22 protein-coding genes are annotated in these 25,937 nt (G+C 58.8%); 14 read left to right on the forward strand and 8 right to left on the reverse strand.

Annotated features, from left to right (window positions below):
- Nucleotide 1: 1 nt before the first annotated feature.
- Nucleotides 2-1,489: a histidine--tRNA ligase gene (gene hisS, locus ACR1XY_RS04940; protein WP_480590461.1), complete on the reverse strand. Its 1,488-nt coding sequence runs from the start codon at nucleotides 1,487-1,489 to the stop codon at nucleotides 2-4.
- Nucleotides 1,490-1,620: 131 nt separating this feature from the next.
- Between hisS and ACR1XY_RS04945 the strand changes: the two genes are divergently transcribed.
- Both ACR1XY_RS04945 and ACR1XY_RS04950 read left to right on the forward strand, forming a co-directional pair.
- On the forward strand, nucleotides 1,621-1,815 hold the full coding sequence (locus ACR1XY_RS04945; RefSeq protein ID WP_480590464.1) for a SlyX family protein: 195 nt from the start codon (nucleotides 1,621-1,623) through the stop codon (nucleotides 1,813-1,815).
- 10 nt (nucleotides 1,816-1,825) lie between these two features.
- The gene (locus tag ACR1XY_RS04950; protein ID WP_480590466.1) at nucleotides 1,826-2,518 is read left to right on the forward strand and encodes an imm11 family protein; all 693 of its coding nucleotides are present in this window, start codon (nucleotides 1,826-1,828) and stop codon (nucleotides 2,516-2,518) included.
- A 21-nt stretch (nucleotides 2,519-2,539) separates the two neighbouring features.
- On the opposite strand, the gene ACR1XY_RS04955 is transcribed toward ACR1XY_RS04950, so the two are convergent.
- The 3 genes from ACR1XY_RS04955 to dnaE form a co-directional block, all read right to left on the reverse strand.
- Complete coding sequence (locus tag ACR1XY_RS04955) at nucleotides 2,540-2,821, reverse strand: hypothetical protein (RefSeq protein ID WP_480590469.1); 282 nt, start codon at nucleotides 2,819-2,821, stop codon at nucleotides 2,540-2,542.
- 92 nt (nucleotides 2,822-2,913) lie between these two features.
- Nucleotides 2,914-3,138: a YMGG-like glycine zipper-containing protein gene (locus ACR1XY_RS04960; RefSeq protein WP_480590471.1), complete on the reverse strand. Its 225-nt coding sequence runs from the start codon at nucleotides 3,136-3,138 to the stop codon at nucleotides 2,914-2,916.
- An 85-nt stretch (nucleotides 3,139-3,223) separates the two neighbouring features.
- A complete protein-coding gene (gene dnaE, locus ACR1XY_RS04965) occupies nucleotides 3,224-6,727 on the reverse strand; it encodes a DNA polymerase III subunit alpha (protein ID WP_480590474.1) in 3,504 nt (1,167 codons plus the stop codon).
- 343 nt (nucleotides 6,728-7,070) lie between these two features.
- Here dnaE and xdhA point away from each other — a divergent pair, with 343 nt between their 5' ends.
- The 9 genes from xdhA to ACR1XY_RS05010 all read left to right on the forward strand — a co-directional run bounded on the left by xdhA (nucleotide 7,071) and on the right by ACR1XY_RS05010 (nucleotide 17,954).
- Nucleotides 7,071-8,429: a xanthine dehydrogenase small subunit gene (xdhA, locus tag ACR1XY_RS04970; RefSeq protein ID WP_480590477.1), complete on the forward strand. Its 1,359-nt coding sequence runs from the start codon at nucleotides 7,071-7,073 to the stop codon at nucleotides 8,427-8,429.
- Nucleotides 8,426-10,840: a xanthine dehydrogenase molybdopterin binding subunit gene (xdhB, locus tag ACR1XY_RS04975; protein ID WP_480590480.1), complete on the forward strand. Its 2,415-nt coding sequence runs from the start codon at nucleotides 8,426-8,428 to the stop codon at nucleotides 10,838-10,840. Before xdhA ends, xdhB begins: the two co-directional genes overlap by 4 nt.
- The gene (xdhC, locus tag ACR1XY_RS04980; RefSeq protein WP_480590483.1) at nucleotides 10,840-11,775 is read left to right on the forward strand and encodes a xanthine dehydrogenase accessory protein XdhC; all 936 of its coding nucleotides are present in this window, start codon (nucleotides 10,840-10,842) and stop codon (nucleotides 11,773-11,775) included. Before xdhB ends, xdhC begins: the two co-directional genes overlap by 1 nt.
- Nucleotides 11,772-13,289, forward strand: a complete 1,518-nt coding sequence (locus ACR1XY_RS04985; RefSeq protein WP_480590485.1) for an ABC transporter ATP-binding protein — start codon at nucleotides 11,772-11,774, stop codon at nucleotides 13,287-13,289. Before xdhC ends, ACR1XY_RS04985 begins: the two co-directional genes overlap by 4 nt.
- 35 nt (nucleotides 13,290-13,324) lie before the next feature.
- Nucleotides 13,325-14,407, forward strand: a complete 1,083-nt coding sequence (locus ACR1XY_RS04990; RefSeq protein ID WP_480590488.1) for an ABC transporter permease — start codon at nucleotides 13,325-13,327, stop codon at nucleotides 14,405-14,407.
- Nucleotides 14,407-14,718, forward strand: a complete 312-nt coding sequence (locus ACR1XY_RS04995; protein ID WP_480590489.1) for a hypothetical protein — start codon at nucleotides 14,407-14,409, stop codon at nucleotides 14,716-14,718. The genes ACR1XY_RS04990 and ACR1XY_RS04995 overlap by 1 nt, the downstream gene beginning before the upstream one ends.
- A gap of 3 nt (nucleotides 14,719-14,721) precedes the next feature.
- Nucleotides 14,722-15,642 carry an ABC transporter permease gene (locus ACR1XY_RS05000; protein ID WP_480590492.1) on the forward strand — a complete coding sequence of 307 codons (921 nt, stop codon included), beginning with the start codon at nucleotides 14,722-14,724 and terminating at the stop codon, nucleotides 15,640-15,642.
- 31 nt (nucleotides 15,643-15,673) lie between these two features.
- Nucleotides 15,674-16,747 (forward strand): BMP family ABC transporter substrate-binding protein, encoded by a 1,074-nt coding sequence (locus ACR1XY_RS05005; protein ID WP_480590495.1) that lies wholly within the window; start codon nucleotides 15,674-15,676, stop codon nucleotides 16,745-16,747.
- A 289-nt stretch (nucleotides 16,748-17,036) separates the two neighbouring features.
- Nucleotides 17,037-17,954 carry a hypothetical protein gene (locus ACR1XY_RS05010; RefSeq protein ID WP_480590498.1) on the forward strand — a complete coding sequence of 306 codons (918 nt, stop codon included), beginning with the start codon at nucleotides 17,037-17,039 and terminating at the stop codon, nucleotides 17,952-17,954.
- Nucleotides 17,955-18,004: 50 nt separating this feature from the next.
- Here ACR1XY_RS05010 and ACR1XY_RS05015 read toward each other — a convergent pair whose 3' ends face one another.
- Both ACR1XY_RS05015 and ACR1XY_RS05020 read right to left on the reverse strand, forming a co-directional pair.
- Nucleotides 18,005-19,237 (reverse strand): HlyD family secretion protein, encoded by a 1,233-nt coding sequence (locus ACR1XY_RS05015; protein WP_480590501.1) that lies wholly within the window; start codon nucleotides 19,235-19,237, stop codon nucleotides 18,005-18,007.
- 3 nt (nucleotides 19,238-19,240) lie between these two features.
- The gene (locus tag ACR1XY_RS05020) at nucleotides 19,241-19,621 is read right to left on the reverse strand and encodes a hypothetical protein (RefSeq protein WP_480590547.1); all 381 of its coding nucleotides are present in this window, start codon (nucleotides 19,619-19,621) and stop codon (nucleotides 19,241-19,243) included.
- A 143-nt stretch (nucleotides 19,622-19,764) separates the two neighbouring features.
- Here ACR1XY_RS05020 and ACR1XY_RS05025 point away from each other — a divergent pair, with 143 nt between their 5' ends.
- The 3 genes from ACR1XY_RS05025 (at nucleotide 19,765) to ACR1XY_RS05035 (ending at nucleotide 21,893) form a co-directional block, all read left to right on the forward strand.
- Complete coding sequence (locus ACR1XY_RS05025; RefSeq protein ID WP_480590503.1) at nucleotides 19,765-20,838, forward strand: NAD(P)/FAD-dependent oxidoreductase; 1,074 nt, start codon at nucleotides 19,765-19,767, stop codon at nucleotides 20,836-20,838.
- Nucleotides 20,835-21,488: a DUF938 domain-containing protein gene (locus tag ACR1XY_RS05030; RefSeq protein WP_480590506.1), complete on the forward strand. Its 654-nt coding sequence runs from the start codon at nucleotides 20,835-20,837 to the stop codon at nucleotides 21,486-21,488. The genes ACR1XY_RS05025 and ACR1XY_RS05030 overlap by 4 nt, the downstream gene beginning before the upstream one ends.
- 69 nt (nucleotides 21,489-21,557) lie before the next feature.
- Nucleotides 21,558-21,893, forward strand: coding sequence for a carboxymuconolactone decarboxylase family protein (locus ACR1XY_RS05035; RefSeq protein WP_480590509.1), 336 nt, complete (start codon nucleotides 21,558-21,560; stop codon nucleotides 21,891-21,893).
- 45 nt (nucleotides 21,894-21,938) lie between these two features.
- On the opposite strand, the gene ACR1XY_RS05040 is transcribed toward ACR1XY_RS05035, so the two are convergent.
- Nucleotides 21,939-24,446 carry a GcvT family protein gene (locus ACR1XY_RS05040; RefSeq protein WP_480590512.1) on the reverse strand — a complete coding sequence of 836 codons (2,508 nt, stop codon included), beginning with the start codon at nucleotides 24,444-24,446 and terminating at the stop codon, nucleotides 21,939-21,941.
- Between the two features lie 137 nt (nucleotides 24,447-24,583).
- Nucleotides 24,584-25,867 (reverse strand): hypothetical protein, encoded by a 1,284-nt coding sequence (locus tag ACR1XY_RS05045; protein ID WP_480590515.1) that lies wholly within the window; start codon nucleotides 25,865-25,867, stop codon nucleotides 24,584-24,586.
- Between the last annotated feature and the right edge of the window lie 70 nt (nucleotides 25,868-25,937).

The following is a 25,937-nucleotide window of genomic DNA, read 5'->3' on the forward strand; positions in this document are numbered from 1 at the left end:
GTCAGTCCTGACTGTCCAGAATTTCACGCACCTTGGCGACCAAATCGCCGCGTGGCACTTCGAACTGACTGGGGCGCTCTTTCCATTCTTCCAGCGTCGCGCTTTCGGCGATCTTGGCACCAAGGATCAGATCCTTGATCTGAACGATCCCGTTGGCCTTTTCGTCACCACCTTCGATCACCGCGATCGGAGAGTTGCGCTTATCCGCGTATTTCAGCTGGTTACCGAAGTTCTTGGGGTTGCCCAGGTAAACCTCGGCCCGGATGCCTGCATTGCGCAGCTCGGCGACCATAGCCTGATAGTCGGCCATGCGGTCCCGATCCATGACGGTGACAACCACGGGGCCGGTGGCCTCGGCAGCGATCCGGCCCTTTTCTCGCAGGGCGGCCAGCAGACGGTCCACCCCTATGGAGATGCCGGTCGCGGGTACTTCCTGCCCGGTGAAGCGTTTGACCAGATCGTCGTAACGACCGCCGCCCGAGACCGACCCGAATTGCCGCTTACGGCCTTTCTCGTCGAAAATCTCAAAGGTCAGCTCGGCCTCGTAAACCGGTCCTGTATAGTAGCCGAGACCACGCACGACCGAGGGATCGATCTCAATCCTGCCCGCACCGTAACCGCCGGCATCCAGCAATGCGCCGATCTGTTCCAGTTCAGCAATCCCGTCCACGCCGGTCTTGCTATCGCCAACGGCGGCACGCAAATTGGTCAGCGTTCCGGCAGTATCCGAAGCTTTCGATGTAAGGAATGCAATTACCGGCTCGGCCTGATCGTCGCTGAGACCGACACCATCAATAAACGCCCCCGAGGCATCCAGACGGCCTTTAGTCAGCAACTCTCGCACGCCCTGCTCACCCACTTTGTCGAACTTGTCGATAGTACGCAGAACATTGTCGCGGGCCGCGACGTCTTCACCCAGCCCCATCGCCTCGAGCACACCGTTCAAAACCTTGCGGTTATTAACCCGCACCAGATAATCACCGCGTGGAATGCCAACGGTTTCCAGCGTGTCCGACAGCATCGCGCAGATCTCGGCATCCGCGGCCATCGACGCCGTGCCCACAGTATCGGCATCGCACTGATAGAACTGGCGATAGCGCCCCGGCCCCGGCTTTTCATTCCGCCAAACCGGCCCCATCGCATAACGGCGATAGGGCGTGGGCAGATCGTTGCGATGCTGCGCATAGACACGCGCCAAAGGCGCGGTCAGGTCATAGCGCAGGGCCATCCAGTCGCCCTTGTCGTTTTCGTCAACCTCCTGCCATGCGAACACACCCTCGTTCGGGCGATCCACGTCGGGCAGGAATTTGCCCAGCGCTTCGACGGTTTCAACCGCGCTGCTTTCCAGGGCGTCGAAGCCGTAACGATGATAGACGTCCGCAATAGTCCGCAGCATCTCGGTGCGCTGCGAGACTTCCTGGCCGAAATAGTCGCGGAACCCTTTGGGCGTAATTGCCTTGGGGCGGGGCTGTTTCTTGGGCTTGGCCATGTGGGGCGTCCTTGGGAGTATCCTTGTTCCGCGCGCGGTCTATCCCATGGCCCGCATCGGGGCAAGGCGCGCTTTCGCTGGCCTTGGCGTCACAGGGTCGCTATGACCGTCGCAGGAACAGGAGTTCACCCATGCAGCATCTGGAAGAACAGATCGCCCACCTGACCCGCACTGTCGAAGAGCTGAACACGGTCGTCACCCGCCAGCAGGATGAGATTGATCGCCTGACCCGCCGCGTCGAGATGCTGTTGCAGCGCGAGGCCGAACGGGCGCAGGAAGGATCAGGCGGGGTCGTTTTCGGAGACGAACGCCCGCCACATTATTGAGGTTTGACGGATGGCGAACGACGCGAGCGTTGAACCCTGTGCGTGGGTTTCTACGACGGTCAACAATATCAACGATGTGCAAGCTGCAAGTCGCAGAGAGCTTGGTGACGCGTGGCGGGCGCTGAACTCACAAGAGGAAGTTGAGTGGTCGAAGAGAATGGTTGATGAATCTTCTCTTGGCTGGAAACGCGGCGAAATCCTGACCGAAGAGCAGGTCGGCGACCTTTGGTATTTCAACGCACATCCCGAGTTTATTCCCCCTCCGTTCATCTCAGGAGGTGGCTACCCCTTGATTTCGGAAACAGCGAAAACTGTTCTTGAACGGTTCGAACTGGGAGAAACAGTCTTCCACCCGCTCACAATCATGGACTCAGAAGAAACGCGGTTAACGACGCCCGAGCCGTACTACCTTCTGAATGTCGGCAACAAACGGTCGATAGGTAACTATGAGGCGCTTGGGCCGGAAGGTGGGCCCGCCAGCGCGCCGCTGAACTGCCGAGGCGGCGGCATTCGATACCTTCCGAGAAGTGGCAAGGAAGACCGCCTCATAATAATCCCCGAAGCCCTCAACGGCCCGGATATCTGGCTGGACCCGAAAGTCCCCTCTCTGCTGTTCCTGTCGGACCGCCTCGTCACCGGCCTCAAATCCGCCGGGATGGACAAAGGCTGGGGGCTGGTCCGGTGCGCGGTGGGCACGCTGTAGCACGCCCAATCCGAAAGCCAATTACAATCCCAGCGTCGTTTTCACAGCGTTATCCACCACGCCGCCCAAAAGGGCATCCTTATCCGCGGCGCAGCCTTCCGACAGCGCGGCTATGAATGTTTCACGCAGTTGGGCCTTTTCCTCGTCAGTCGCCGCATGATCTTCGATATTGATCTGGCGATTGTGGAGAGATAGGGCCGTCATCTTTTCAACGACGGCGACAACAAAAGCTTCATCACCATTTGCCTCCTCAGCAATCGAGGCGCAGGTATAGTGCATCACAGGCAAGGCGTCCTGAACCATCTGATCAGCCGCATCATCGGCCGACGTCACACACGGAATCACCAGGATTGCGGCGCAAGCGAATATTCTGTGTCTAAAGAATCGCATCAACATCACTTCCAGTTGTGTCCAATAATTGCCCCTGCCACGCCACCAATCGCAGCGCCCTTGCCGTCGCCGACCAACGCCCCGACGCCCGCTCCGATCAGCGCGCCTTCGATCGTCTTTTTCTTTTTGTCATCCTTGTCATCTGCCAATCCCGCAGACGCCGAGACCAATGCCAGCGACGCTGCCGCCGCAAAGGTCAGAGTTCTTACTCCAAAAGTAGAAATTGCCATACCGGTGCCCTCCTGTGACACGCCCCAAATGAGGCAATGATCACAGCCTAGCCGCGCAAAAACGCTGTGGCAACAAAAGGCTGGCTCAGATTTCTTCGACCTCGGTGACGCCGTCCAGCGATTTGATTGCGCCCTTGATCTGCGGGTTGATCGGGAAATCCTGACCCAGATCCATCTCGACATCGCCCGGCAGGCCCGGATCAAGCAGGCACAGATGGATCGGGCCTTTCGATGCGCTTTTGGCGACACTGGCTGCGTCTTCCAGCACTTTGGCGACGGTTGTAACCGCCGGCGCTGCGTCAACAAAGATGCGAAGCCCCGTCGCACCGGCCTCTGCGACAACCGAGTCTACCGGCCCGACAGAGTTCCCTAGCAGTTTGAGTTGATCTGCTTCCATTTCCGCTTTGGCTGTAACAACCACATGCGACCCGGTTTCCAGAAACTCTCGTGATTTCTCCAGCGTCTCCGAAAATAGCGTGATCTCATACGCACCGGTTGGATCTGAAAGCTGACAAAACGCGAAACGATTGCCTTTCGCCGACTTGCGCTCCTGCCGGCCAGCTACGACCCCTGCCAACTTCACCATACCGATGCGCTCTTTTTCCATGCGTTGCTTAACCTGCTCCAAAGTCAAAACATCTTTGCGCTTCAACGCGGGCATGTAATCGTCCAGTGGGTGGCCGGACAGGTAAAAACCAATGGCCTTGAACTCTTCGCTGAGCCTTTCTGCTGGTAACCAATCCGGCGTGGGCGACAAACGGGGTTCGGGTAGGTCATCTCCGGCTTCACCAAACAGCGACACTTGGTTCGAGTTCTTCTGATCGTGGATCGCTGCAGAATACTGCACCAGCGGGTCGAGGCTTTCGAAGACGCGGCGGCGGTTTTTGTCGAGCTGGTCGAACGCCCCGGCACGCGCCAGCATCTCAAGCGGGCGTTTGCCCACTTTCTTCAGGTCTACCCGGCGGGCGAAGTCGAACAGGTTCACAAACGGCTTATCAGCGCGCCCATCGACGACCAGCTTCATTGCCTCGACGCCCACGTTTTTCAGCGCGCCCAGCGCATAGACCAGTTGTCCTTCAACCACATCGAACGTCGCTAGAGAGCGGTTCACGCAGGGCGGCACATAGGGCAGTTCCAACCCTTTGCGAATTTCTTCGAAATAGATCGCCAGCTTGTCGGTCAGATGGATATCGCAGTTCATGACACCCGCCATAAACTCGACCGGGTGGTTCGCCTTCAACCACCCTGTCTGATAGCTGACCACCGCATAGGCTGCGGCGTGGGATTTGTTGAAACCGTAGTTGGCGAATTTTTCCAACAGGTCGAAGACTTCGCTGGCCTTCTTGGCATCGACGCCATTCTCGCCCGCGCCCTTTTCGAATTTCGGGCGCTCGGCGTCCATCGCCTCTTTGATCTTCTTACCCATCGCCCGGCGCAGCAGGTCGGCCCCGCCTAACGAGTACCCGGCCATCACCTGCGCGATCTGCATCACCTGTTCCTGATAAACGATGATCCCTTGCGTTTCTTCAAGGATATGGTCGATCAGCGGATGTACGGACGTGATCTTGCGCAGCCCATTCTTGACCTCGCAATAGGTCGGGATGTTCTCCATCGGGCCGGGGCGGTACAACGCCACGAGGGCGACAATATCCTCGATACAGGTGGGCTTCATGCGCTTGAGCGCATCCATCATACCCGAGGATTCAACCTGGAACACCGCTACAGTTTTGGCCGCCGAATAGAGTTTATACGTCGCCTCATCATCCAGCGGGATTGCGTTGATCTGATTCTCGGCCCCTTCGGCGGGTTCATAGAGTTCCGTACCATCCGCCGCCACATGCAGGGGACGCCCGGATTTGAAGATCAAATCCATCGCGTTCTGGATGACGGTCAGCGTTTTCAGGCCCAGAAAGTCAAACTTCACCAGGCCGGCCTGTTCGACCCATTTCATGTTGAACTGCGTCGCAGGCATGTCCGAACGCGGATCCTGATAGAGCGGAACAAGTGCGTCCAGCGGACGATCTCCTATCACAACCCCAGCCGCGTGGGTCGAGGCGTTTCGCAGCAGACCCTCGACCTGTTGGCCGTAAGTCAGCAGACGATCCACAACCTCTTCGTTGCGCGCCTCTTCGCGCAGTCGCGGTTCGTCTTTCAGCGCTTTTTCGATGGAGACTGGCTTTACGCCCTCGACCGGGATCATCTTGGACAAGCGATCCACCTGCCCGTAAGGCATTTGCAGTACACGTCCGATATCGCGCACGGCCGCCTTTGACAACAAGGCACCGAAGGTGATGATCTGCCCCACTTTATCGCGCCCGTATTTCTGCTGTACGTAACGGATCACCTCTTCGCGACGATCCATGCAGAAGTCGATATCGAAGTCGGGCATCGAGACCCGTTCCGGGTTCAGGAACCGTTCGAACAGCAGCGAATAGCGCAGCGGATCAAGATCGGTAATCGTCAGCGCGTAAGCCACCAGTGAACCCGCACCGGACCCCCGCCCCGGCCCCACCGGAATGTCGTGATCCTTGGCCCATTGGATAAAGTCGGCAACGATCAGGAAGTATCCGGGAAATCCCATGCCTTCGATAATGCCCAGTTCGAAATCCAGACGCTTCTGGTATTCCTCGGGCGTCACCGCATGCGGGATTACAGCCAGACGTTTCTGCAGGCCTTCATTGGCAATTCGGCGCAGTTCAGCGACCTCATCATCGGCGAATTTCGGCAGGATCGGGTCGCGGCGATAGGCCATGAAGGCGCAACGTTTTGCGATCTCGACTGTGTTCTCGATAGCCTCTGGCAGATCGGCAAACAGAGTGACCATTTCCTGCTGTGACTTGAAATAATGCTGCGCAGTCAGGCGGCGGCGGCCCTGTTGTTGATCGACATAAGCACCCTCTGCGATACAGATCAGCGCGTCATGGGCCTCATACATGTCCGTCGTCGGGAAATAGACGTCGTTCGTAGCAACCAGCGGCAAGTTCTTGGCATAAGCCATCTCGACATGACCACGCTCGGTCAGACGTTCGGCCTCGGGCTGACCGTCTTCACCCGGATGGCGCTGAAGCTCGATGTAAAGGCGATCCGGGAACATCCCCGCCAGCCGATCCACCAGTGCCTCAGCCGCCGGGCGCTGTCCCTGTTGTAGCAGCATTCCAACCGGCCCATCCGGCCCGCCCGTCAAACAGATCAAACCGTCCGAACGATCCGCAAGTTCCTCCACCCTGACCTGCGGCAGTTGCCCGCCCTTGTCCACATAGAGGCACGAGCTGAGCTTCATCAGGTTCTCATACCCCACCTCGGACTGCGCCAGCAGCACCAGCGGCGCAGGGGCTTTTGGCTTTTCACCCGGCTGTGCCTTCAGATAGGTCAAATCCACCTGACACCCCATGATCGGCTGTACTCCGGCTCCGCTGGCAGTCACGGAAAACTCCAGCGCCGAGAACATCGAATTGGTGTCCGTCACTGCGACGGCAGGCATCTCCATCTTCTCGCACAGGGCGGGCAGCTTTTTCAGCCGCACAGCGCCTTCTAGCAGGGAATATTCGGTGTGAACGCGGAGGTGAATGAATCGAGGAGTACTGCTCATGCCCCGTACGCTATCCCAGCCAGCAGCGCGGCAAAAGCGGGAACTGACACCTCGGAATGCCAAAAAAATCAAAGTGGATTATTCGGCTTTTCCAGAAGGAGCTTCGGGCACGATCCGGCGCCCTTTCTAAAAAAGCTTTATTTTCAAGCGACTGCCTTCTACACAAACGTGACATTCACAGGCCGATCGGGTCCAATGGTATATTATTTAGGCAGTTTTTCTTGCCAGAGAACCTGCCCTGTTCCTAACATCTGACGGCAAGCTATTCGCCCGCCACTCTTTCTACGTCGCATCGAAGGAGGGCACCCAAGGGCGCAACCGGGTAAGGCGACGGGTTTCTCGAATGAACATCACGTTTCTTCTGAACGGAGAGACCGTGGAACTGGCGGATGTCGATCCGACAGCGACCCTGCTGGACTGGCTGCGCGAGGATCGCGGCCTGACCGGCACCAAGGAAGGATGCAACGAGGGCGATTGCGGGGCCTGCACCGTCATGGTGACAGATGAGGACGGGGCAAAGGCACTGAACTCGTGCATCCTGTTTTTGCCCCAATTGCATGGCAAGGCGGTGCGCACCGTCGAAGGCGCAAGCGGCCCGAACGGAGAGGCCCACCCCGTGCAACAGGCGATGGTAGACCTGCACGGTTCGCAATGCGGCTTCTGCACCCCCGGGTTTGTGATGTCGATGGTCACCGGGCATGCGAACGGCGCGACCGATCACGACACCCAGCTTGCCGGCAACCTGTGCCGCTGCACGGGCTACGCCCCGATCATTCGTGCGGCGAAAGCGGCCGAAGAACAGCCGGTTCCGGTTTGGGTCAAAGATAATCCGATTACAGTGCAGGCATCACCGATGTTGCCCGGTTCGTCCGACGAGTTGGCGGCTGTATACGCCGAGAACCCTGATGCCACTCTGATCGCCGGAGCAACGGATGTGGGGCTTTGGGTTACCAAGCAACTGCGTGATCTGGACCCGGTCATTTTCCTCAATCGTTGTGATGATCTGAAACAGATTTCGATTACCGATGAGGAGGTCCGTTTCGGTGCCATGGTCGATATGAATCGTATGGGCGACGCGCTGGCCGATCTCCACTCCTCTTATGCAGAAATGATCCGCCGCTATGCCAGTGTACAGGTGCGCCATGCCGCGACCGTCGGTGGCAACATCGCCAATGGCTCACCCATTGGAGACAACCCGCCTGCCCTGATCGCGCTGGACGCTACCTTGCATCTGCGCAAGGGAAATGAGCGCCGGTCGATCCCGCTGGAAGAGTTCTTCGTCGACTACGGCAAGCAGGACCGCGCGCCGGGCGAGTTCGTCGAAGCGGTCAGTTTCGCCCGTCAGGAAGATCGTTTGAAAGCTTACAAACTCAGCAAACGGTTCGATCAGGATATTTCGGCCGTTTGCGGGTGTTTCAATATCACGGTGACGGATGGCGTGGTCACCGATGCGCGTATCGCGTTCGGCGGCATGGCCGGCATTCCAAAGCGCGCCTCGAATGTCGAAGCTGCACTGACCGGCAAGCCCTGGACGCGCGAGACCATTCAAGCTGCGATCCCGGCGTTTGCGGATGATTTCACTCCGATGACGGACATGCGTGCCTCCGCCACCTATCGTCTGGAAACGGCCAAAGCGATGCTGGAACGTTACTTCCTGGAAGATCAGGGCGAAGTGACCAACGTGTTGGAGGTGTCGGCGTGAGCGTGACCAAACCCCTCCCCCATGACGCGGCGCCGCTACATGTATCCGGCGCGGCGCGATACGTGGACGACATTCCGACGCCCAAGGACTCTCTGCACCTGGCATTCGGCCTTAGCCCGATTGCCAAGGGTAAGATCACCTCGATGGACCTGACAGCCGTGAAAGCCGCTCAAGGTGTCGTGATGGTGATGACGGCCGAGGATCTGCCTTTCGCCAATGACGTTTCGCCCTCGATCCATGATGAGCCATTGCTGTCGGACGGCACCGTTCATTACATCGGCCAGCCCGTGTTTCTGGTTGTCGCCACCAGCCATCTGGCCGCCCGCAAGGCCGCGCGGCTGGGCAAGATCGACTATGACGAAGAAACCCCGATCCTGACGGTTGAAGACGCGCTTGCCGCCGACAGCCGGTTCGAAGAAGGCCCGCGCATCTATGCCAAAGGCGACGCGGATGCTGCCATTGCGGGCGCGGCCCATGTGATTGAAGGGGGCTTTGAACTCGGCGGGCAGGAACACTTCTATCTGGAGGGTCAGGCCGCCCTAGCCGTGCCGAATGAGGGCGCGGATATGCTGGTCTACAGCTCGACCCAGCATCCGACCGAGATTCAGCACAAGGTGGCGGATGCTTTGGGCGTTCCGATGCACGCCATCCGGGTCGAAACCCGCCGCATGGGTGGCGGGTTCGGTGGCAAGGAAAGCCAGGGCAATGCGTTGGCCGTGGCCTGTGCCGTTGCTGCGCGTGCGACCCGCAAGGCCTGCAAGATGCGTTACGATCGTGATGATGACATGGTCATCACAGGCAAGCGTCATGCGTTCCGGATTTCCTATCGCGCCGGGTTTGATGAGCACGGCCATATACAGGGGGTATCCTTCCTGCAACATGCCATCTGCGGCTGGGCGCAGGACCTGTCCCTACCTGTCGCCGACCGCGCGATGCTGCACTCCGACAACGCCTATCTGCTGCCGAACGCGCGAATTGAAAGCCACCGGCTGAAAACCAACACCCAATCCGCGACCGCCTATCGCGGCTTCGGCGGCCCGCAGGGCATGATCGCGATCGAACGGGTAATGGACCACGCAGCCTATGCGTTGGGAATGGACCCAGTCGAACTGCGCCGCCGGAACTACTATGAACCCGCGCATGCGCCAACCATAGAAGCCGAGCATCTGGAAAAGCGTCCGTTAGAACGTGTAGATCCACATGAGGATCTGACAAGCTTGGGCGCTGTCGAACAGGTTGAGACCGCTCCGCCTGTCCGTCCGGTGCCGGAAGGCGGCAATACAACGCCTTATGGTATGGAAGTCACCGATTTTGAGCTGCACGCCATGACGGAGGCATTGCTCAAGTCCAGCGACTATACTGCGCGCAAGGCGGCGATTGAGAAATGGAACGCCGAGAATAGCGTGATCAAGAAGGGCATCGCCTTTTCTCCGGTCAAGTTCGGGATTTCCTTCACGCTGACCCACCTCAATCAGGCGGGTGCGTTGGTGCACGTGTATCAGGACGGCTCGGTCCACCTGAATCATGGTGGTACCGAGATGGGTCAGGGACTGTTCCAGAAGGTCGCACAGGTGGCTGCATCGCGTTTTGGCATCCCACTTGAGATGATCAAGATCACCGCGACGGATACGGCCAAGGTACCCAACACCTCGGCGACGGCAGCGTCTTCGGGCAGTGACCTAAACGGCATGGCGGTGAAAGCCGCCTGCGACACGCTCCGCGACCGGATGGCCGAGTATCTGGCCGAGCGGCATCAGGCCAACCCGTCAGTAGTTATATTCTCGGACGGCCACGTTTCGGTTGGTGCTGAACGCTATACCTTCGCCGAAGCTGCCGCATTGGCCTATCAGGGTCGGATCAGCCTTTCGGCGACTGGTTTCTACAAGACCCCCAAGATCGAATGGGACCGAATCGCTGGACGCGGTCGACCATTCTTCTATTTCGCCTACGGTGCATCTGTTACCGAGGTCGCAGTCGATACGCTGACCGGTGAGAACCGTATCCTGCGCACCGATATCCTGCATGATGCAGGCGCGTCGCTGAACCCGGCGCTGGATATCGGGCAGGTCGAAGGCGGTTACGTGCAAGGCGCGGGCTGGCTGACCACCGAGGAACTGGTCTGGGACGGCAAGGGTAATCTGCGCACCCATGCTCCGTCGACCTACAAGATTCCGGCCTGTTCTGACCGGCCCGACATTTTCAACGTCGCGCTTTGGGATGGCGCGAACCGCGAGGACACGATCTATCGCTCGAAAGCAGTGGGAGAGCCGCCATTCATGCTGGGCATATCCGCTTGGCTCGCCCTGTCGAACGCGGTGGCGGCTTGCGGTGACTGCTATCCCGCGCTGGATGCCCCCGCCACGGCAGAAGAGGTTTGGCGCGGTGTCCAAAGGGTAAAGGGAGGAGCCTGATGGGATTTGATCGAGAGGCTTTAAGGGAGGCGGTCAGAATCCATGGGAGAGTCACCCGAGTGGTCATCGCTGCAATTAAAGGGTCATCCCCACGCGAGGTTGGTGCAGCAATGCTGGTTTGGGAGGACGGGCAAAGCGGAACCATCGGCGGCGGCACGCTGGAGTTTCAGGCGACTGAGGCCGCGCGGAGTCAAATCACGCCTTGCCGCCTGACACATCACGCACTTGGTCCAGACATGGGCCAATGCTGCGGCGGTGTGGTCTCATTGCTGAGCGAGATCTATGACCAAGACGATATGAATGCGCTCGATGATACTGTTATCGCGCGTTCCCCGTCGGGCAGTGACATGCCCCTGTCGGTCAAACGCCTGTTGGCGGCCGCGCGCGGACAGGGCGTCGCGCCCCAACCGCAACTGATCGACGGATGGATGGTTGAGCCGGTGCATAAGCCATCCCGTAATCTGTGGATCTGGGGCGCTGGTCATGTAGGTCGCGCGTTGGCGGATGTGTTGTCCCCCCTTCCCGGTCTTGCAATTACCTGGGTCGATACCGGCCCCGAACGATTTCCGGATAAGATTCCAACTGGTGTGACGCCGGTTCCAGCCGCCAAACCAGGAGAGCTGGTTCACCATGCGCCGCGCGATGCCGAGCATCTAGTGCTTACTTATTCACACACTTTGGATCTAGAGCTGTGCAACCGGCTGCTTTCGCATGATTTCCGCTTTGCTGGCCTGATCGGCTCGGCTACGAAATGGGCGCGGTTCCGTTCACGGCTGGCGGCCCTCGGGCATTCACCCGAACGGATCGGTCGGATCACCTGCCCGATCGGTAATCCCGGCTTGGGCAAACACCCGCAGATGATCGCCGTCGGCGTCGCCGCGCAGCTTTTGCGCCCGGCCAGGCAGAACGAGTTGAAGAAGGACCTGAGCGCGTGACTACTCCGCTATTAAGTTTGCAAGGGCTGACCAAAGCCTATCCCGGCGTCGTGGCTAATGATCAGGTGTCCTTTGACATCGGTGAGGGCGAAGTTCATGCGCTGCTGGGTGAAAACGGCGCGGGTAAATCCACGCTGGTGAAAATGATCTATGGTCTGGTGAAACCGGACAGCGGAACGATGCTGTTGCGCGGCCAGTCCTTCTCCCCCCCCGAACCGCGCGCGGCACGGGCTGACGGGATCGCGATGGTGTTCCAGCACTTCTCGCTGTTCGACGCGCTGAACGTGGCCGAGAATATAGCCCTGGGAATGGAGAACCCGCCGGCTATGGGCGATTTGGCCTCGCGTATTCGGGAAGTGTCCGAGACCTACGGCCTACCGCTGGATCCCTTCCGCACTGTTGGCGACCTGTCCGCAGGTGAACGCCAGCGGGTCGAGATCATCCGCTGTTTGTTGCAGGACCCTAAGCTGCTGATCATGGACGAGCCGACCTCGGTTCTGACGCCGCAGGAGGTGGAAATCCTGTTTGAGACACTGAACAAGTTGCGGTCCGAAGGCACCTCGATACTTTATATTTCGCACAAGCTGGAAGAAATCCGGACCCTGTGTGACCATGCCACGATTCTGCGTCTGGGCAAGAATGTGGGCGAATGCGTTCCGGCCGAGACCTCGGCGCGTGACATGGCCGAAATGATGGTCGGCTCAACCCTACAGACACCGGAACGGTCCGGCCGTGAATTCGGTGAGGTGGCGCTGGATGTCAGCGGACTCTCAGTGCCTTCGCCGTCCGAATTCGGCACGGCGTTGCGCAATATCCACATGACGGTCCGCAAGGGCGAGGTTCTGGGCATTGGCGGCGTTGCCGGAAACGGACAGGACGAGTTGCTGGGCGTGTTGTCGGGCGAAATCCCGACAACCGCTGATGCGATCAAGTTCAACGGCCAACGCATCGGCAAACTCGGCCCCACTGCGCGGCGGAAGCTGGGCGTGCTGACCGCCCCTGAAGAACGGCTGGGTCATGCGGCGGCGCCAGACATGAGCCTGACCGAAAACGCCCTGCTCACCGGATCGGTTCGCGAAGGGCTTGAGAACAACGGTTTCCTGAAATGGAACGAGACCAAAAGCTTTGCCGAGAAAATCATCAGCGCCTTTGACGTCCGTACACCGGGCCCGGAGAACGCAGCGCGCTCGCTGTCAGGCGGCAACCTGCAGAAATTCGTGATCGGTCGCGAAGTCCTGCAAAACCCGGACGTTCTGGTGGTGAACCAGCCAACCTGGGGCGTGGACGCGGCAGCGGCGGCCTCGATCCGGCAGGCCATTCTGGATCTCGCGGCCAAAGGCACGGCGGTAGTCTGTATCTCTCAGGACCTGGACGAGTTGATGGAAATCTCGGACAGCTTCGCGGCCCTGAACGAAGGCCGCCTGAGTGCCCCGCGCCCGACCACCGGCCTGACGGTTGATGAGATCGGCCTGATGATGGGCGGTGCGCATGGCATGGAGGTGGCCCATGTCTAATACAAAACAAGAGCTGAAAACGGGGGTGTGAGCAGATGATAGTGTTGGAGAAACGGCCACAGCCGTCCAAGGCCTGGTCCTATGCCACCCCACTGGTCGCGGTACTGGCAACGATGGTGTTTGGCGGCATCCTGTTCGCCATTTTGGGCAAAAACCCGGTCGAAGCCATCGGTACGATCTTCTGGGAGCCTTTGTTTGGTGAGTTCGCATTTTACTACCGCCCGCAACTGCTGGTTAAAGGTGCGCCATTGGTGCTGATTGCGATCGGTTTGTCGTTGGGCTTCCGCGCTGGCATCTGGAACATCGGCGCCGAAGGACAGTACATCATGGGTGCCATTTTTGGCGCTGGTGCCGGTCTGGCCTTCTACCCGCTGGATGCGTTGTACATCTTCCCGATCATGGTGATCGCAGGGGCGTTCGGCGGCTGGCTCTGGGCGATGATCCCGGCTTTCCTCAAGGTTCGCTTCGGCACCAACGAGATCCTCGTCTCGCTGATGCTTGTCTATGTGGCCGAGCAGATGCTGGCCTCGGTCTCGCTGGGCCTGCTGAAGAACCCCGAAGGGTTCGGCTTTCCCGGCTCGCGCAACCTGCAATCCTATGACAGCGCTCATAACGCCGAGTTGATTGCGGGATCAGGGATGCACTGGGGCGTGGTGACGGCATTGATCGCTGTAATCTTTGCCTATGTCCTTCTGAACCGGCATATGCTGGGCTTCCACATCCGACTAACGGGTGAAGCGCCCCGCGCAGCCAAGTTCGCCGGTGTGAACCCGGCGCGCCTGATCCTGTTCTGTCTGGGCCTGTCCGGTGCGTTGGCCGGTCTGGCAGGGATGTTCGAAGTCTCTGGTCCTTCGGGTGTGGTTAGCATCGACTTTAACGTCGGTTACGGCTTTACCGCGATCATCGTGGCCTTCCTTGGTCGCCTGCATCCGGTGGGTATCCTGCTGGCGGGTGGCCTGATGGCGCTGACCTATATCGGTGGCGAAATCGCCCAGTCGCAGCTGGGTCTGCCCGCTGCTGCCATTCAAGTTTTCCAAGGGATGCTGCTGTTCTTCCTGCTGGCATTCGATCTTCTGACAAACTACCGCATCCGTGCGGCCCGCAGCGAGGTGGCGTGATGAATACCTTAGTCTCTGCCATTCAGGCGGATCGCCGCGCGTCGATTATTCATGCAAGTCTCGGACTGCTCTTTCCAATTTTCATGGGATGCGTCCTGCTATTGACCGAGTTGGCAACCAACAGTTTCGATACGGCTCGGATAACCGCCGGAGTACTGATTGCCGTCCTGTTTCACCCGATGAATAAACTCACGGAGCGCCTAAGTGGCCCTTGGCCCGAGCAGTTTGGATTCTTTACCCGGCTCGTCCCGATGTTTGTATGTCTTGCGGCAAGCGCTGCGTCTGTCTTCCTCTTTCTGGTCAAGGAGTGACCCATGGACCTTGGCGAAATCAATCCCGTACTTCTGGTCGCCTCGCTGATGGTCGCCGCAACCCCCCTGCTGTTGGCCGCGATCGGGGAGCTGGTTGTCGAAAAAGCGGGTGTTCTGAACCTCGGCGTCGAGGGCATGATGATCGTCGGTGCAATCAGTGGCTTTGCGATCTCGGTCGAGACCGGGTCCCCTTGGCTGGGCTTCATCGCAGCGGCTATCGGCGGTGCTGTGCTGTCCTTGCTGTTCGTGCTGCTAACGCAGTTTGCACTGGCCAATCAGGTCGCCAGTGGCCTTGCGTTGACCCTGTTTGGACTCGGTTTCAGCGCCCTACTGGGGCAAAGCTATGTCGGGGTTAAACCTCCCAGCATGGGTGATATCCACATCCCACTGATCAGCGATATCCCGGTGATCGGACCGATCCTGTTCCAGCATGATCCGATCCTCTATGTCGGCATTGCCCTGACCGCAGCCGTTTGGGCCACACTGAAATACACTCGTGTCGGCCTGATCTTGCGTGCGGTGGGCGAAAACCACGATGCAGCCCACGCGCTTGGCTACAAGGTCATCAAGATCCGCATCCTGGCGATCCTTTTCGGGGGCGCCTGCGCGGGCCTTGGCGGCGCCTATATCAGCCTGATCCGCGTCCCGCAGTGGACCGAGGGCATGACAGCCGGCGTTGGCTGGATCGCCCTGGCGCTGGTGGTGTTCGCCAGTTGGAAACCATGGCGCGCACTGCTGGGTGCTTATTTGTTCGGCGGAATCACCGTGTTGCAGCTTAATTTGCAGGCGGCGGGCGTTGCCATTCCAGTCGAGTATCTGGCAATGTCGCCCTATATCATCACGATCCTTGTGCTTGTGATCCTTTCAGCCGACAAGAGCAGCGCACCTGCCTCATTGGGTCGGATCTTCCACGCCTCGCACTAGGGGCCAACTAAATCAACTTGGGGAGTAACACATGAAATTCACTACACTTCTGACAAGCGCCGCCATAGCGCTTGGTCTGGCCACTGGCGCCATGGCCGAAGACAAGACCAAGGTCGGTTTCGTCTATGTCGGCCCGGTGGGTGACGGCGGCTGGACCTATGAGCACAACAAAGGTCGGCTGGCGGTCGAAGAGCATTTTGGCGACAAGGTCGAAACCGTGTTCGTTGAATCGGTACCCGAAGGCCCAGACGCTGAGCGTGTGATGACGCAGATGGCGCTGGAAGGAGCCGATCTGATCTTCACTACCTCGTTCGGTTACATGGACCCGACCATCAACGTGGCAAAGAAATTCCCGAACGTGAAGTTCGAGCACGCGACCGGCTACAAAACCGCCGACAACGTCTCGGTCTACTCGGCCCGTTTCTACGAAGGCCGCGCCGTTCAGGGCCACATCGCGGGCAAGATGACCAAGTCCAATATCATCGGCTACATCGGCTCGTACCCGATCCCCGAAGTGATCCGCGGCATAAACTCGGCCTACATCCACGCCAAAAAAGTAAACCCGGATGTCGAGTTCAAGATCGTCTGGGCCTACACTTGGTTCGATCCTGCGAAAGAAGCTGACGCGGCCACCGTTCTGATCGAACAGGGCGCGGATGTGATCTTGCAACACACCGACTCGACCGCGCCGCAGGCGGCGGCGCAAGAGGCGGGTAACGTGATCACCTTCGGCCAAGCCTCGGACATGAGCGAATACGCTCCGTTCCCGCGCGTGTCGTCGATCATCGACAACTGGGCGCCATACTACATTGCACGCACTCAGGCCGTCATGGACGGTTCGTGGGCAACCGTGAACACCTGGGACGGTATTGCGCAGGGCATGGTTGAGATCGGTGAGATTTCCGACGCGGTTCCGGCCGACGTCAAGGAAGAGGCACTGGCACTCAAGGCTGCCATGGCCGCCGGCGAATACCACCCCTTCACCGGCCCGCTGAAAATGCAGGACGGCAGCGACTGGCTGGCCGAGGGCGAAACCGCCGATGACGGTACGCTGGCAGGCATGAACTTCTATGTCGAAGGGCTGGAAGGCGAGATCCCGCAGTAATCTGCCGATCACCAAACTATAGAGGGCCGGCCTTTTGGCGGGCCCTTTTTTATTGCTCTTGATTAAGAGCTAACAGGGCGGGGATAGGCGCACGAGGTTGGCTAAGTTCAATCGTTCGCACCCAAACCCGGTGACCTCAGTGGTTTGCTGGTCGCTGATCTTTTGCAACCACAAATCACCTCGCCCAAAAGGCGACTTGATGCGGCCTCGTTCGCCAAATTTGGCGGGAAATGGCACCTGTGCTATCCTAGCGGGGCATTTAACAAAATTGGTCATTCGGGTTGATATTATGGAGCCCGAACCAGAAGACACATTGAACGATCCGAACAGTTTTACTGAGATGGAATTCAAGCTCAAAGACCTGAAAGCCGGTGGGCTCGACCCCAGAGGCCGAGAAGTTCTGGATATCCTCTGGGCGGTCAATGAGTTCAAAATCTACAAGACACGCTTTGGTATTTCACCGTTCTTTTGCGATGCCCCGGAACAGGCGTGCAAACAAAAAATGGCCTATCTGAAACTGGGGTCTGAAATTGCCGAGTTCAATCACCTTATCCAAATCCTAACACGGTTCGGCGCGTGGCGTTCGGAACGGCCTATGCCCGCCCAAAAAGCAGAGAACTTGGTCTTCTACGAACGCGAACTTGCCAGGTGCATTGCGCAGGCTCTTCTGGGTCAGGAAGAAACGGCAATGACATCGCTTGACGGGCTTCGCGACCGTTTGGCGTCCCGGCTCAGCAACCGGGGGCGTGTCATACATCTTTCTGTGAATATCATCCTGGTTGCGCTGATAATTTTGTTAAGCTTCTTACTGGCGTGCTTGAACGTCGTATCCGTATTCAGTTTCGACTCAGAGGAGATCAGCTTAGCGTTGATGATGGGCAGTATCGGCGCGTTGTTCTCGACCACCGTCAGACTGCAAAGCATGAAGGTGGACCCGCGCGTTGATTGGTACATCCATTGGGTCTACGCATTTCAGCGTGTCGCTGTCGGGGCTCTTGGTGCTTTGATCCTGTATTTCGGTATCAAGGCCGGGATTCTGCAGGGTTTGTTCTCTGGCTCGGGCGCCTCAGGGCAGACCGAGATTCAACCTGCCCCCTACTGGCTGTCATTTGTCTGCATTCTGGCCGGGTTCAGTGAACGGCTTGTGCCCAACTTGCTGGAAGCAAAGAGCAATGAGGCATCCAGTTCACAAGACGCAACCAAATGAAAACGCCCCGCTAAGGCAAGGCGTTTTCTTCATTTCCGCTGACCGAAGGATCAATGCCCCGTCAAAACCAGCGTATTCACCGGCATCAGGATCAGACGCAGCCGCAAACCCGCAGCATGGACGACGCCAATCGTGTCGATCACATGCAACACGACGCTGTGCCAAAAACCCAAATCCTCATGCTCCAACCGTTCGTGATTGTCGGTATAGACGTTGGCCAGACAATTGCTGCCCGGAGGAATGTCATCGGCCATGTTTTTGTACAGAGGCTCCATATAGACCAAAATCGAGCCCGGATTGGTGTTGGCTTGCACATCCCGCAATTCGTCCGAGGGGCGGATTTGCCCGGAAGGGATCACGTCCTGAACCTCGACCACAACCATCGGGATTACAGTGAAGGGCTTGGTCATACAGCCCAGCTCTCCGATCATGCCGGGCTTGATGACCTGCGCCGACATCTGGTTGAACGCGGCCTGGAATCGGTTGTGGCCCGAAGACGAAGGCACCAAGATACCCGCCGGGCGCAGCAGCGGGCTGACATAGTCGCCAACCTGCAGGCCGAATTGTTCGACCCGGCCCGTCACACCGGCACTGATCACGGTCTTGTCCAGTTCAGTCAACGCAGCATCCAGCTGCGCGTTGGCGCTGGCCAGTTGGGCCGGGATCAGTTCTTCGATCTGTTGAACCACAGCCGCGCGTTGCGACTCTGCCGCCCTCAATTGCGCCTCGCGCTCGGCCACGAGGTTTTCCAGCCTGTCGATCTCGGCCAGTCTTACAGCGCTGGACCCTTCGTCGCGCAGCGTGGTGTTGCGTTCCAGATCCTCAAGCGACTGATCCAGCGCGGCGCGGGCACCGGCAATACCTGCTTCGGCCTCGGCCAGATCGGTTTCCGCAACTTTCAACGAGGCCTGAACCTGCGCGATCTGTGCATGGGCAGCTTCGACCATGGCGGTCTGGGTGAAATCCTCGATCCGAAAGATCGGCTGGCCCGCCACGACCCGCTGGTTGTTGGAGACATACACCTCGGACACACGGCCACCCAGTTGTGGCAGGATCGTCACCGTGCGGAAATAGGATGCCGCTGTCTTACTGGCCGGGTGGAAGTAAAACAGAGTGGTGATAACCGTCAGCGCCAGAATGGCACAAGTGGTAAGGCCCCAGCGCAGTTCATACCACATGGTGAACAGCGTGATTTCATGACCGATCCGCTTGCCCTGAACAAACCGGCGAAACAGATAGTCGGGCAGCACCGTTACCAGCGCACACATCAAAGTCTCAAGCATGTCTTACTGCTCCTGCTGCGCGGCGGGTTCGGTCGGCTGGGCCGGGGCGGGTTCCGACTGGTCCTGTTTGCCCAAAGATCGGATCGCGTCGGCAATGGCCCTCAGCGGAGCGGCCACATCGGGGAACTGGAACCCGGCCACCAGAATGGCGGCAACCCAGAAAAGACCGTTATGGGTAAACAGCGCCAACAGGGCCAGAATGCCGACCAGCTGAAACTGAGGGTGATTGGATTCATGCGCGATCTTCTCGGGGATCGAGTGCAGGGTGAAATATCCCACGCCGATCAGAATGATTACGACAACAGTAAAAACGAACATGAACGTCAAAAGAAAATCACTGCCGTCCGCATGGGTCACGTAGGACGGAATATGCCCCGTGGCCATCGGGTGTAGGTCTGCGGTACTCACCCTGCCCTCCTGTTTCTGTTTGATCCCTGTTTGGATGGGTTGATGCGCAAATTCAAGCCTGCTTAATGTTTGCAGACGCTTACGTCCTTAGCACATGGAACGTGACCGGAAGGATGAATATGATTGATTTTCTGATCATCGGCGGCGGTGTCGCCGGTCTGAGCGCTGGGGCACGGCTGTCGCAGCACGGGACTGTTACCGTACTCGAAGCAGAGGATGCTCTTGGCTATCATGCCTCCGGCCGATCGGCCGCGTTATTCGAAGAAAGTTACGGCCCGCCGTCGGTTGTGGCGCTGAACAAAGCCAGCGCCGACTTCTTGCACGCCGAAAATGGTGGCTATCTGACGCCGCGCGGGTTGATGCTGGTTGGCCGAAAGGATCAGAACGAGGCCTTCGAACAAGACGTTGAAGATCTGAACATGCGGGTCATCCCCACGGCAGAGGCGCAGGCTCGTGTACCGATCTTGAAACCCGAGACGCTGGGCTTCACAGCTGTCGGCGAAGCGGCATTCGACATCGACACGGACAGGTTGCTGCAGGATTTCGCGCGCGTTATTCGAAGTAATGGCGGTGAGGTTTTGACCAAGGCCAGAGTCTCCGCCATTCGCAAAGACCGTCACTGGTTTATCGAAACCGGGGACACCTACGAGGCCCGCACTTTGATCAATGCCGCTGGCCCCTGGGTGGACGAGGTCGCCGCGATGGCCGAAATTGCCCCGATTGGGATTATTCCGAAACGCAGGTCAATGGCGCGCCTGCCTGCGCCGGGCGGGCATGACGTCCGGGACTGGCCCATGATGCTGGGCGTAGGTGAGGCGTGGTATGCCAAACCGGATGCGGGCAAACTGCTGGTATCGCCATCCGAGGCCGATCCTGTGCCGCCACATGATGCCTATGCCGATGATATGGTGCTGGCCGAAGGTCTGGCCAGGTACGAGGAAATGGTCACCGAACCCGTCACGCGAGTGGAAACGAACTGGGCGGGTTTGCGCAGCTTTGCGCCCGATGGAACCCTTGTGCTGGGGCCGGACCCGTCAGACCCGGCTTTCATTTGGGTTGCCGGTCAGGGCGGGTACGGGTTCCAATCCTCTCCGGCCGCGTCGCAACTGGTCTCGGACCTCGTGATCGGCGCTGCGCCGGAGCTGGATCCGGAAACGATCGCAGCCCTTAGCCCGGAAAGGTTGCACCGATGAGCAAACGGTCTCTGCCGTCCAACACCAGCGTCGCTACCGAGGGGCAGGATGGCCGATTGATTGCCCCCGCTGCAACCCGCAATGCCGACGTGTTGTGTGAACTGCTAACGCAATGGGCCCCAAAGACCGGTCAGGCGTTGGAGATCGCCAGCGGCACCGGCCAGCATGTCAGTGCCTTTGCCCGATCCCTGCCCGGCCTCCATTGGCAACCGACCGAGGTGGAACCAGACCGTCGCGCCAGCATCGACGCTTATGCCTCCAACCTGCCCAACGTCGCCAGCGCCGTCACGTTGAACGCAACAGCGCTGGGATGGCATGATGAGTTCGCGGGGCAGAACCTGATCGTTCTGATCAATCTGGTGCATTTGATCAGCTGGCCCGAGACGCAGGTGCTGATCGCCGAAGCCGCGCAGGCACTGGCCCGCGAGGGAAGGTTCATCCTCTACGGGCCGTTCAAACGGTCGGGCCAACTGACAAGCGACGGCGACCGGAGGTTCCATGACGCGCTGGTTCAGCAGGATGCCGAAATCGGATACAAAAATGACAAAGATATCGTCGCCTGGATGACCGCCCAGAACCTGACCGTCCTCGCATCCGTGGAGATGCCCGCAAACAACCTGGCCTTCGTCGCGGAAAAGCCCGACACCTGATTAAAATCAAGGCCCGGCTTGACACGCCAGAACATATTCCGTTTGCATAATGTTAAATGGAATGGTGACATGCACTGGCAGGACAAGATCAAAGACACGCGCAATGGTCTGCGCAACCTCAACGGCGCGATACCCGAGGCGGCCCGCGCATTCGGTACGCTCAGCGCAGCGGTCAAGCAGGGCGGAACGCTGGATTATAAGACCAAGGAGTTCATCGCTCTGGGCATGTCCATTTCAATCCGGTGCGAGCCCTGCATCACGCTCCACACCGAAGCCTTGCTCAAAGCGGGTGCATCGCGAGAGGAGTTTTCCGATGTGTTGGCTATGGCCGTTCAGATGGGCGGTGGACCATCGATGATGTACGCCGCCAAGGCATTGGAATGCTATGACGAACTGAGCGCCTGACCCCAAAAGCAAAAGGCCCCGGGCTTAACCGGGGCCTTTGTTTGTTTAGCCGTCCTTGCGGATGGTTTCGTTCTTCGGATCGTAGGGGCTGTCGCAGGTGACGACCGCATCCCACAATTTGTCCTGAATCTTGACCCTCAGCTTGGTGCCCTCGACCGCCAACTCGGGTTTCACGTATCCCATGCCGATGGATTTCTCGAACGCCACCGAGTAGCCGCCTGAGGTCAAACGACCCACGCGTTCGCCTTCCGGCGTATACAGCGCCTCGCGGCCCCACGGGTCGGCATCGTCCGGTCCATCGATCAGCAGAGTGCAGCATTTGACGCGCACGCTGGTCTCTTCCAGCTTGGCCTTGCCGTAGAAGTCTTTCGACAGATCGACAAAGCGCGGCAGGTCAGCTTCCAGCGGGGTCGCATCACGGCCCAGTTCGGTGCCGAAGGCGCGATAGGATTTCTCCTGACGCAACCAGTTCTGGGCGCGTGCACCGACCAGTTTCATACCGTGCTTCTCTCCGGCTTTTTCCAGCTGGTCGAACAGGTAGTTCTGCATCTCGATCGGGTGGTGCAGTTCCCAGCCCAGTTCACCGGTATAGGCCACACGGATTGCGTTGACCGGGCACATGCCCAGCTCAATCTGGCGCGCCGACAGCCATGGGAAGCGCTTGTTGGACAGTGATGTTTCCGGATCGGCGTCTTTGATGACCTCTTTCAGAACGTCACGCGACTTGGGTCCGGCGATGGCGAAGACGCCCCACTGGGTGGTTACGTCCTGGATCTCGATGTAGCCGAACTCATCCATCTTGTCCTCGGCCGCCTTTCGCAGATAGTCGGCGTCGTACTCGGTCCAGGCACCGGCAGAGACGATGTAGTAGTTGTTCTCGCCATTGCGGACGATGGTGTATTCGGTGCGGGTGGTGCCGTGCGAAGTTAGCGCGTAGGTCAGGTTGATGCGACCGACCTTGGGCAGCTTGTTGCAGGTGAACCAATCCAGGAACTGTGTGGCGCCGGGGCCTTTGACGACATGTTTGGTGAAGGCCGACGCGTCGATCAGGCCAACGCCTTCGCGGATCGCTTTGGCCTCTTCGACGGCATACTGCCACCAGCCGCCACGGCGGAAGGAGCGGGCGTCATGGTCGAAGTTCTCAGGTGCATCGACAGGGCCAAAGTAGTTGGGACGTTCCCAACCGTTCACCCAACCAAACTGTGCGCCGCGCGCTTTCTGACGGTCATAAGCCGGAACAGTCCGCAGTGGACGGCAAGCTGCGCGCTCTTCGTCAGGGTGGTGCAGGATATAGACGTGCTCATAGCACTCTTCGTTCTTGCGCGCTGCAAACTCGGTGGTCATCCAGTTGGACGAGTAACGCTTGGGGTCCAGAGAGGCCATGTCGATCTCGGCTTCGCCATCGACCATCATCTGCGCCAGATAATAGCCGGTACCGCCTGCAGCGGTGATGCCGAACGAGAACCCTTCTGCCAGCCACATGTTGCGCAGGCCCGGAGCCGGACCAACCAGCGGGTTGCCGTCGGGCGTATAGCAGATCGGGCCGTTGAAATCGTCTTTCAAGCCAGATTCGGCACAGGACGGCACACGTTCGGCCATTGCCATGTATTGATCGGCGATCCGGTCCAGATCCAGCGGGAACAGGTCCGCGCGGAAGCTGTCGGGCACGCCGTGCTCGAACCGCGCGGGTGCGCCGTGCTCATAGATACCCAGAATCCAGCCGCCGCGTTCTTCACGTGCATAGGATTCGTTGTCGGCATCGCGCACAACGGGGTGTTCCGGGTTGCCGGCTTCGCGCCACTTGACCAGCTCGGGGTCCTTGTCCATGACGATGAAGGTGTGCTCAACCGGGATGGCCGGCATCTTGATGCCCAGCATCTTGGCGGTGCGCTGAGCGTGGTTACCCGATGCGGTTACGACATGCTCGGCAGTGATCACCACCTGCTCGTCGCTCTCAACCAGGTTGCCGCCTTTTTCGACCATCTTGGTGCAGGTGACTTCCCAGTGGGTGCCGTTCCAGTGGAAGGCATCGGCCTGCATCTTGCGGACAATGTCGACACCACGCTGACGGGCACCCTTGGCCATCGCCTGGGTCACGTCGGCAGGGTTAATGTAGCCATCTTCGGTGTGGTAGATCGCACCCTTCAGGTCCGAAGTTTCGATCAGCGGCCAGCGTTCCTTGATCTGGTCCGGGGTCAACCACTCATAGGCAACATCGCAGGTTTCGGCGGTGGAGGCATAGAGCATGTACTCATCCATACGCTCTTGCGTCTGCGCCATGCGCAGGTTGCCAACCACGGCGAAACCTGCGTTCAGGCCGGTCTCTTCCTCAAGCGTCTTGTAGAAGTCGACCGAGTACTTGTGGATATGAGTTGTCGCATAGGACATGTTGAACAGTGGCAGCAGACCGGCCGCGTGCCAGGTGGACCCGGACGTCAGCTCGTCCCGTTCGATCAACATCACATCGTCCCAGCCCGCTTTGGCCAGGTGATAGGCAATCGAGGTCCCGACGGCGCCGCCGCCAACGACCAGTGCTTTGACTTGGGTTTTCATAACCGGACGTCTCTCCTTGGAATCTGTTGGAACCATATGGCGCATTTGCAGGGTTAAACGCGACATTCATCCGACCAGTGAGAGAAGGAAAACGACCCCGCTGCCGCAGATGACCACCGGATTCGACGATTTTGCCATTATTGTCCGGTGACCGAACACCGCTTGATGCTGCCAACCTTGGCACAGCCACCACCCAGCCCACCTTTGTGCACACGCACCGGCTGACTGTTCCCTGGGCGTTTTGCAGCAGCTTCCTTGGGCTCCGACGCACCGAAAGCCGGCAGTTTGTCTTTCAGCCGGCTGAAAAAGCCCCGAGCCTCCGTTTCAGCGGTGTCATCCTTTGCCGCGGTATCCACTTCGGCCGCGTCACCCAAAGCTGCCTGACGCTTATCCGACTCCAGCAGCAATTTCTGCGCCCGGCCATAACCGATTTGGAGGACGTCCTGATTTTCGAAGACCTCCCCGCCAGTGATGTCCATGAGGCCATCGCTGTTGAACCCCGACGCTGTCATCGTATTCACCATCAGCGCCGTGACATCCAGATTCCCGAGCTTTTCGCCGGTCGTCTTTTCCTGAATCAACGTCATCTCGGAATACAGGCGATCCATTTTCCCGGCGACCTCCGGCTGCCGGTCCAGAGGCACCGTTATTCCCTGCCCTACCACAGGCGAAGGGAAAGTCAGCAAAGAGTTGAGGGCTGCATAGTCAACCATGCCCAAAAGCTCTCGAATCGAGGCGTCGCTGGCATTGGTGTGCAGCCGGATCACAACCTCTTCGTCGATCCCGATCCGCCCCGTGACCTTGCGAAACGCAAGCGTTTCGGTCGGAGACGTCATGTCCTGAGTGATCTCAACGAAGGCAACACCGTCGACAACGGCGAACCCTTCCTTAATCGCGGCCTGCGCCATGAAATTCTGCTGTCGAGACAATGCGATTCCCGCCAGCGTATTGCGCGCCGATTCCGGTTTCAGGCTGATGTCCAACCAAGCGATCTCCTCGCCTTTGGAATAGACCGCACCCGTCTTGCTGAGCTTGCGCAGAATGCCGTCCTTGCCCCCGCTGGACAGGCTCATCAGTTCCGCCGTGTTTGAAACGGAACTGATCAGCGGTGTCATACCAAGTTTTGAAGTCGCGGTCGCAACTGTCTTGTTATCCGCATCTGTAAGCTCATACCGGGACCATTCCCCGGTGGATGCAGGAAGGTGGGATTTTGCGCCCGCTTTCCATTGCTTCTTGCGCTCTCGTTCGGCGGCTTTGGCGTCACGCTCGATCTGCTGCTGAGAAAAGCGATGCTTTATCGTGCCCACATAGCCATTGGCGGACAGAGTACCTTCGTGTTTTTTGTCCTGTTGATAATAGTCCAAGCCGACAATGACCAAGACTATGATCACCACAAATCCAAAGATCCGCAAACCGTCCATCTGAATACCCGAAATCAATCGCTGCTCGTTTTCGCGAAAGATAAAGCCAAATTGGGGCGGTCTTATGGCT

The organism is Ruegeria sp. AD11(2025) (assembly GCF_056542405.1).

Excerpts from the sequence above, each read along its gene's own strand:
- hisS (WP_480590461.1), bottom strand. The coding sequence starts at position 1,489 with ATGGCCAAGCCCAAGAAACAGCCCCGCCCCAAGGCAATTACGCCCAAA.
- ACR1XY_RS04945 (WP_480590464.1), top strand. The coding sequence starts at position 1,621 with ATGCAGCATCTGGAAGAACAGATCGCCCACCTGACCCGCACTGTCGAA.
- ACR1XY_RS04950 (WP_480590466.1), top strand. The coding sequence starts at position 1,826 with ATGGCGAACGACGCGAGCGTTGAACCCTGTGCGTGGGTTTCTACGACG.
- ACR1XY_RS04955 (WP_480590469.1), bottom strand. The coding sequence starts at position 2,821 with ATGGTTCAGGACGCCTTGCCTGTGATGCACTATACCTGCGCCTCGATT.
- ACR1XY_RS04960 (WP_480590471.1), bottom strand. The coding sequence starts at position 3,138 with ATGGCAATTTCTACTTTTGGAGTAAGAACTCTGACCTTTGCGGCGGCA.
- dnaE (WP_480590474.1), bottom strand. The coding sequence starts at position 6,727 with ATGAGCAGTACTCCTCGATTCATTCACCTCCGCGTTCACACCGAATAT.
- xdhA (WP_480590477.1), top strand. The coding sequence starts at position 7,071 with ATGAACATCACGTTTCTTCTGAACGGAGAGACCGTGGAACTGGCGGAT.
- xdhC (WP_480590483.1), top strand. The coding sequence starts at position 10,840 with ATGGGATTTGATCGAGAGGCTTTAAGGGAGGCGGTCAGAATCCATGGG.
- ACR1XY_RS04990 (WP_480590488.1), top strand. The coding sequence starts at position 13,325 with ATGATAGTGTTGGAGAAACGGCCACAGCCGTCCAAGGCCTGGTCCTAT.
- ACR1XY_RS04995 (WP_480590489.1), top strand. The coding sequence starts at position 14,407 with ATGAATACCTTAGTCTCTGCCATTCAGGCGGATCGCCGCGCGTCGATT.
- ACR1XY_RS05000 (WP_480590492.1), top strand. The coding sequence starts at position 14,722 with ATGGACCTTGGCGAAATCAATCCCGTACTTCTGGTCGCCTCGCTGATG.
- ACR1XY_RS05005 (WP_480590495.1), top strand. The coding sequence starts at position 15,674 with ATGAAATTCACTACACTTCTGACAAGCGCCGCCATAGCGCTTGGTCTG.
- ACR1XY_RS05010 (WP_480590498.1), top strand. The coding sequence starts at position 17,037 with ATGGAGCCCGAACCAGAAGACACATTGAACGATCCGAACAGTTTTACT.
- ACR1XY_RS05015 (WP_480590501.1), bottom strand. The coding sequence starts at position 19,237 with ATGCTTGAGACTTTGATGTGTGCGCTGGTAACGGTGCTGCCCGACTAT.
- ACR1XY_RS05020 (WP_480590547.1), bottom strand. The coding sequence starts at position 19,621 with ATGGCCACGGGGCATATTCCGTCCTACGTGACCCATGCGGACGGCAGT.
- ACR1XY_RS05025 (WP_480590503.1), top strand. The coding sequence starts at position 19,765 with ATGATTGATTTTCTGATCATCGGCGGCGGTGTCGCCGGTCTGAGCGCT.
- ACR1XY_RS05030 (WP_480590506.1), top strand. The coding sequence starts at position 20,835 with ATGAGCAAACGGTCTCTGCCGTCCAACACCAGCGTCGCTACCGAGGGG.
- ACR1XY_RS05035 (WP_480590509.1), top strand. The coding sequence starts at position 21,558 with ATGCACTGGCAGGACAAGATCAAAGACACGCGCAATGGTCTGCGCAAC.
- ACR1XY_RS05040 (WP_480590512.1), bottom strand. The coding sequence starts at position 24,446 with ATGAAAACCCAAGTCAAAGCACTGGTCGTTGGCGGCGGCGCCGTCGGG.
- ACR1XY_RS05045 (WP_480590515.1), bottom strand. The coding sequence starts at position 25,867 with ATGGACGGTTTGCGGATCTTTGGATTTGTGGTGATCATAGTCTTGGTC.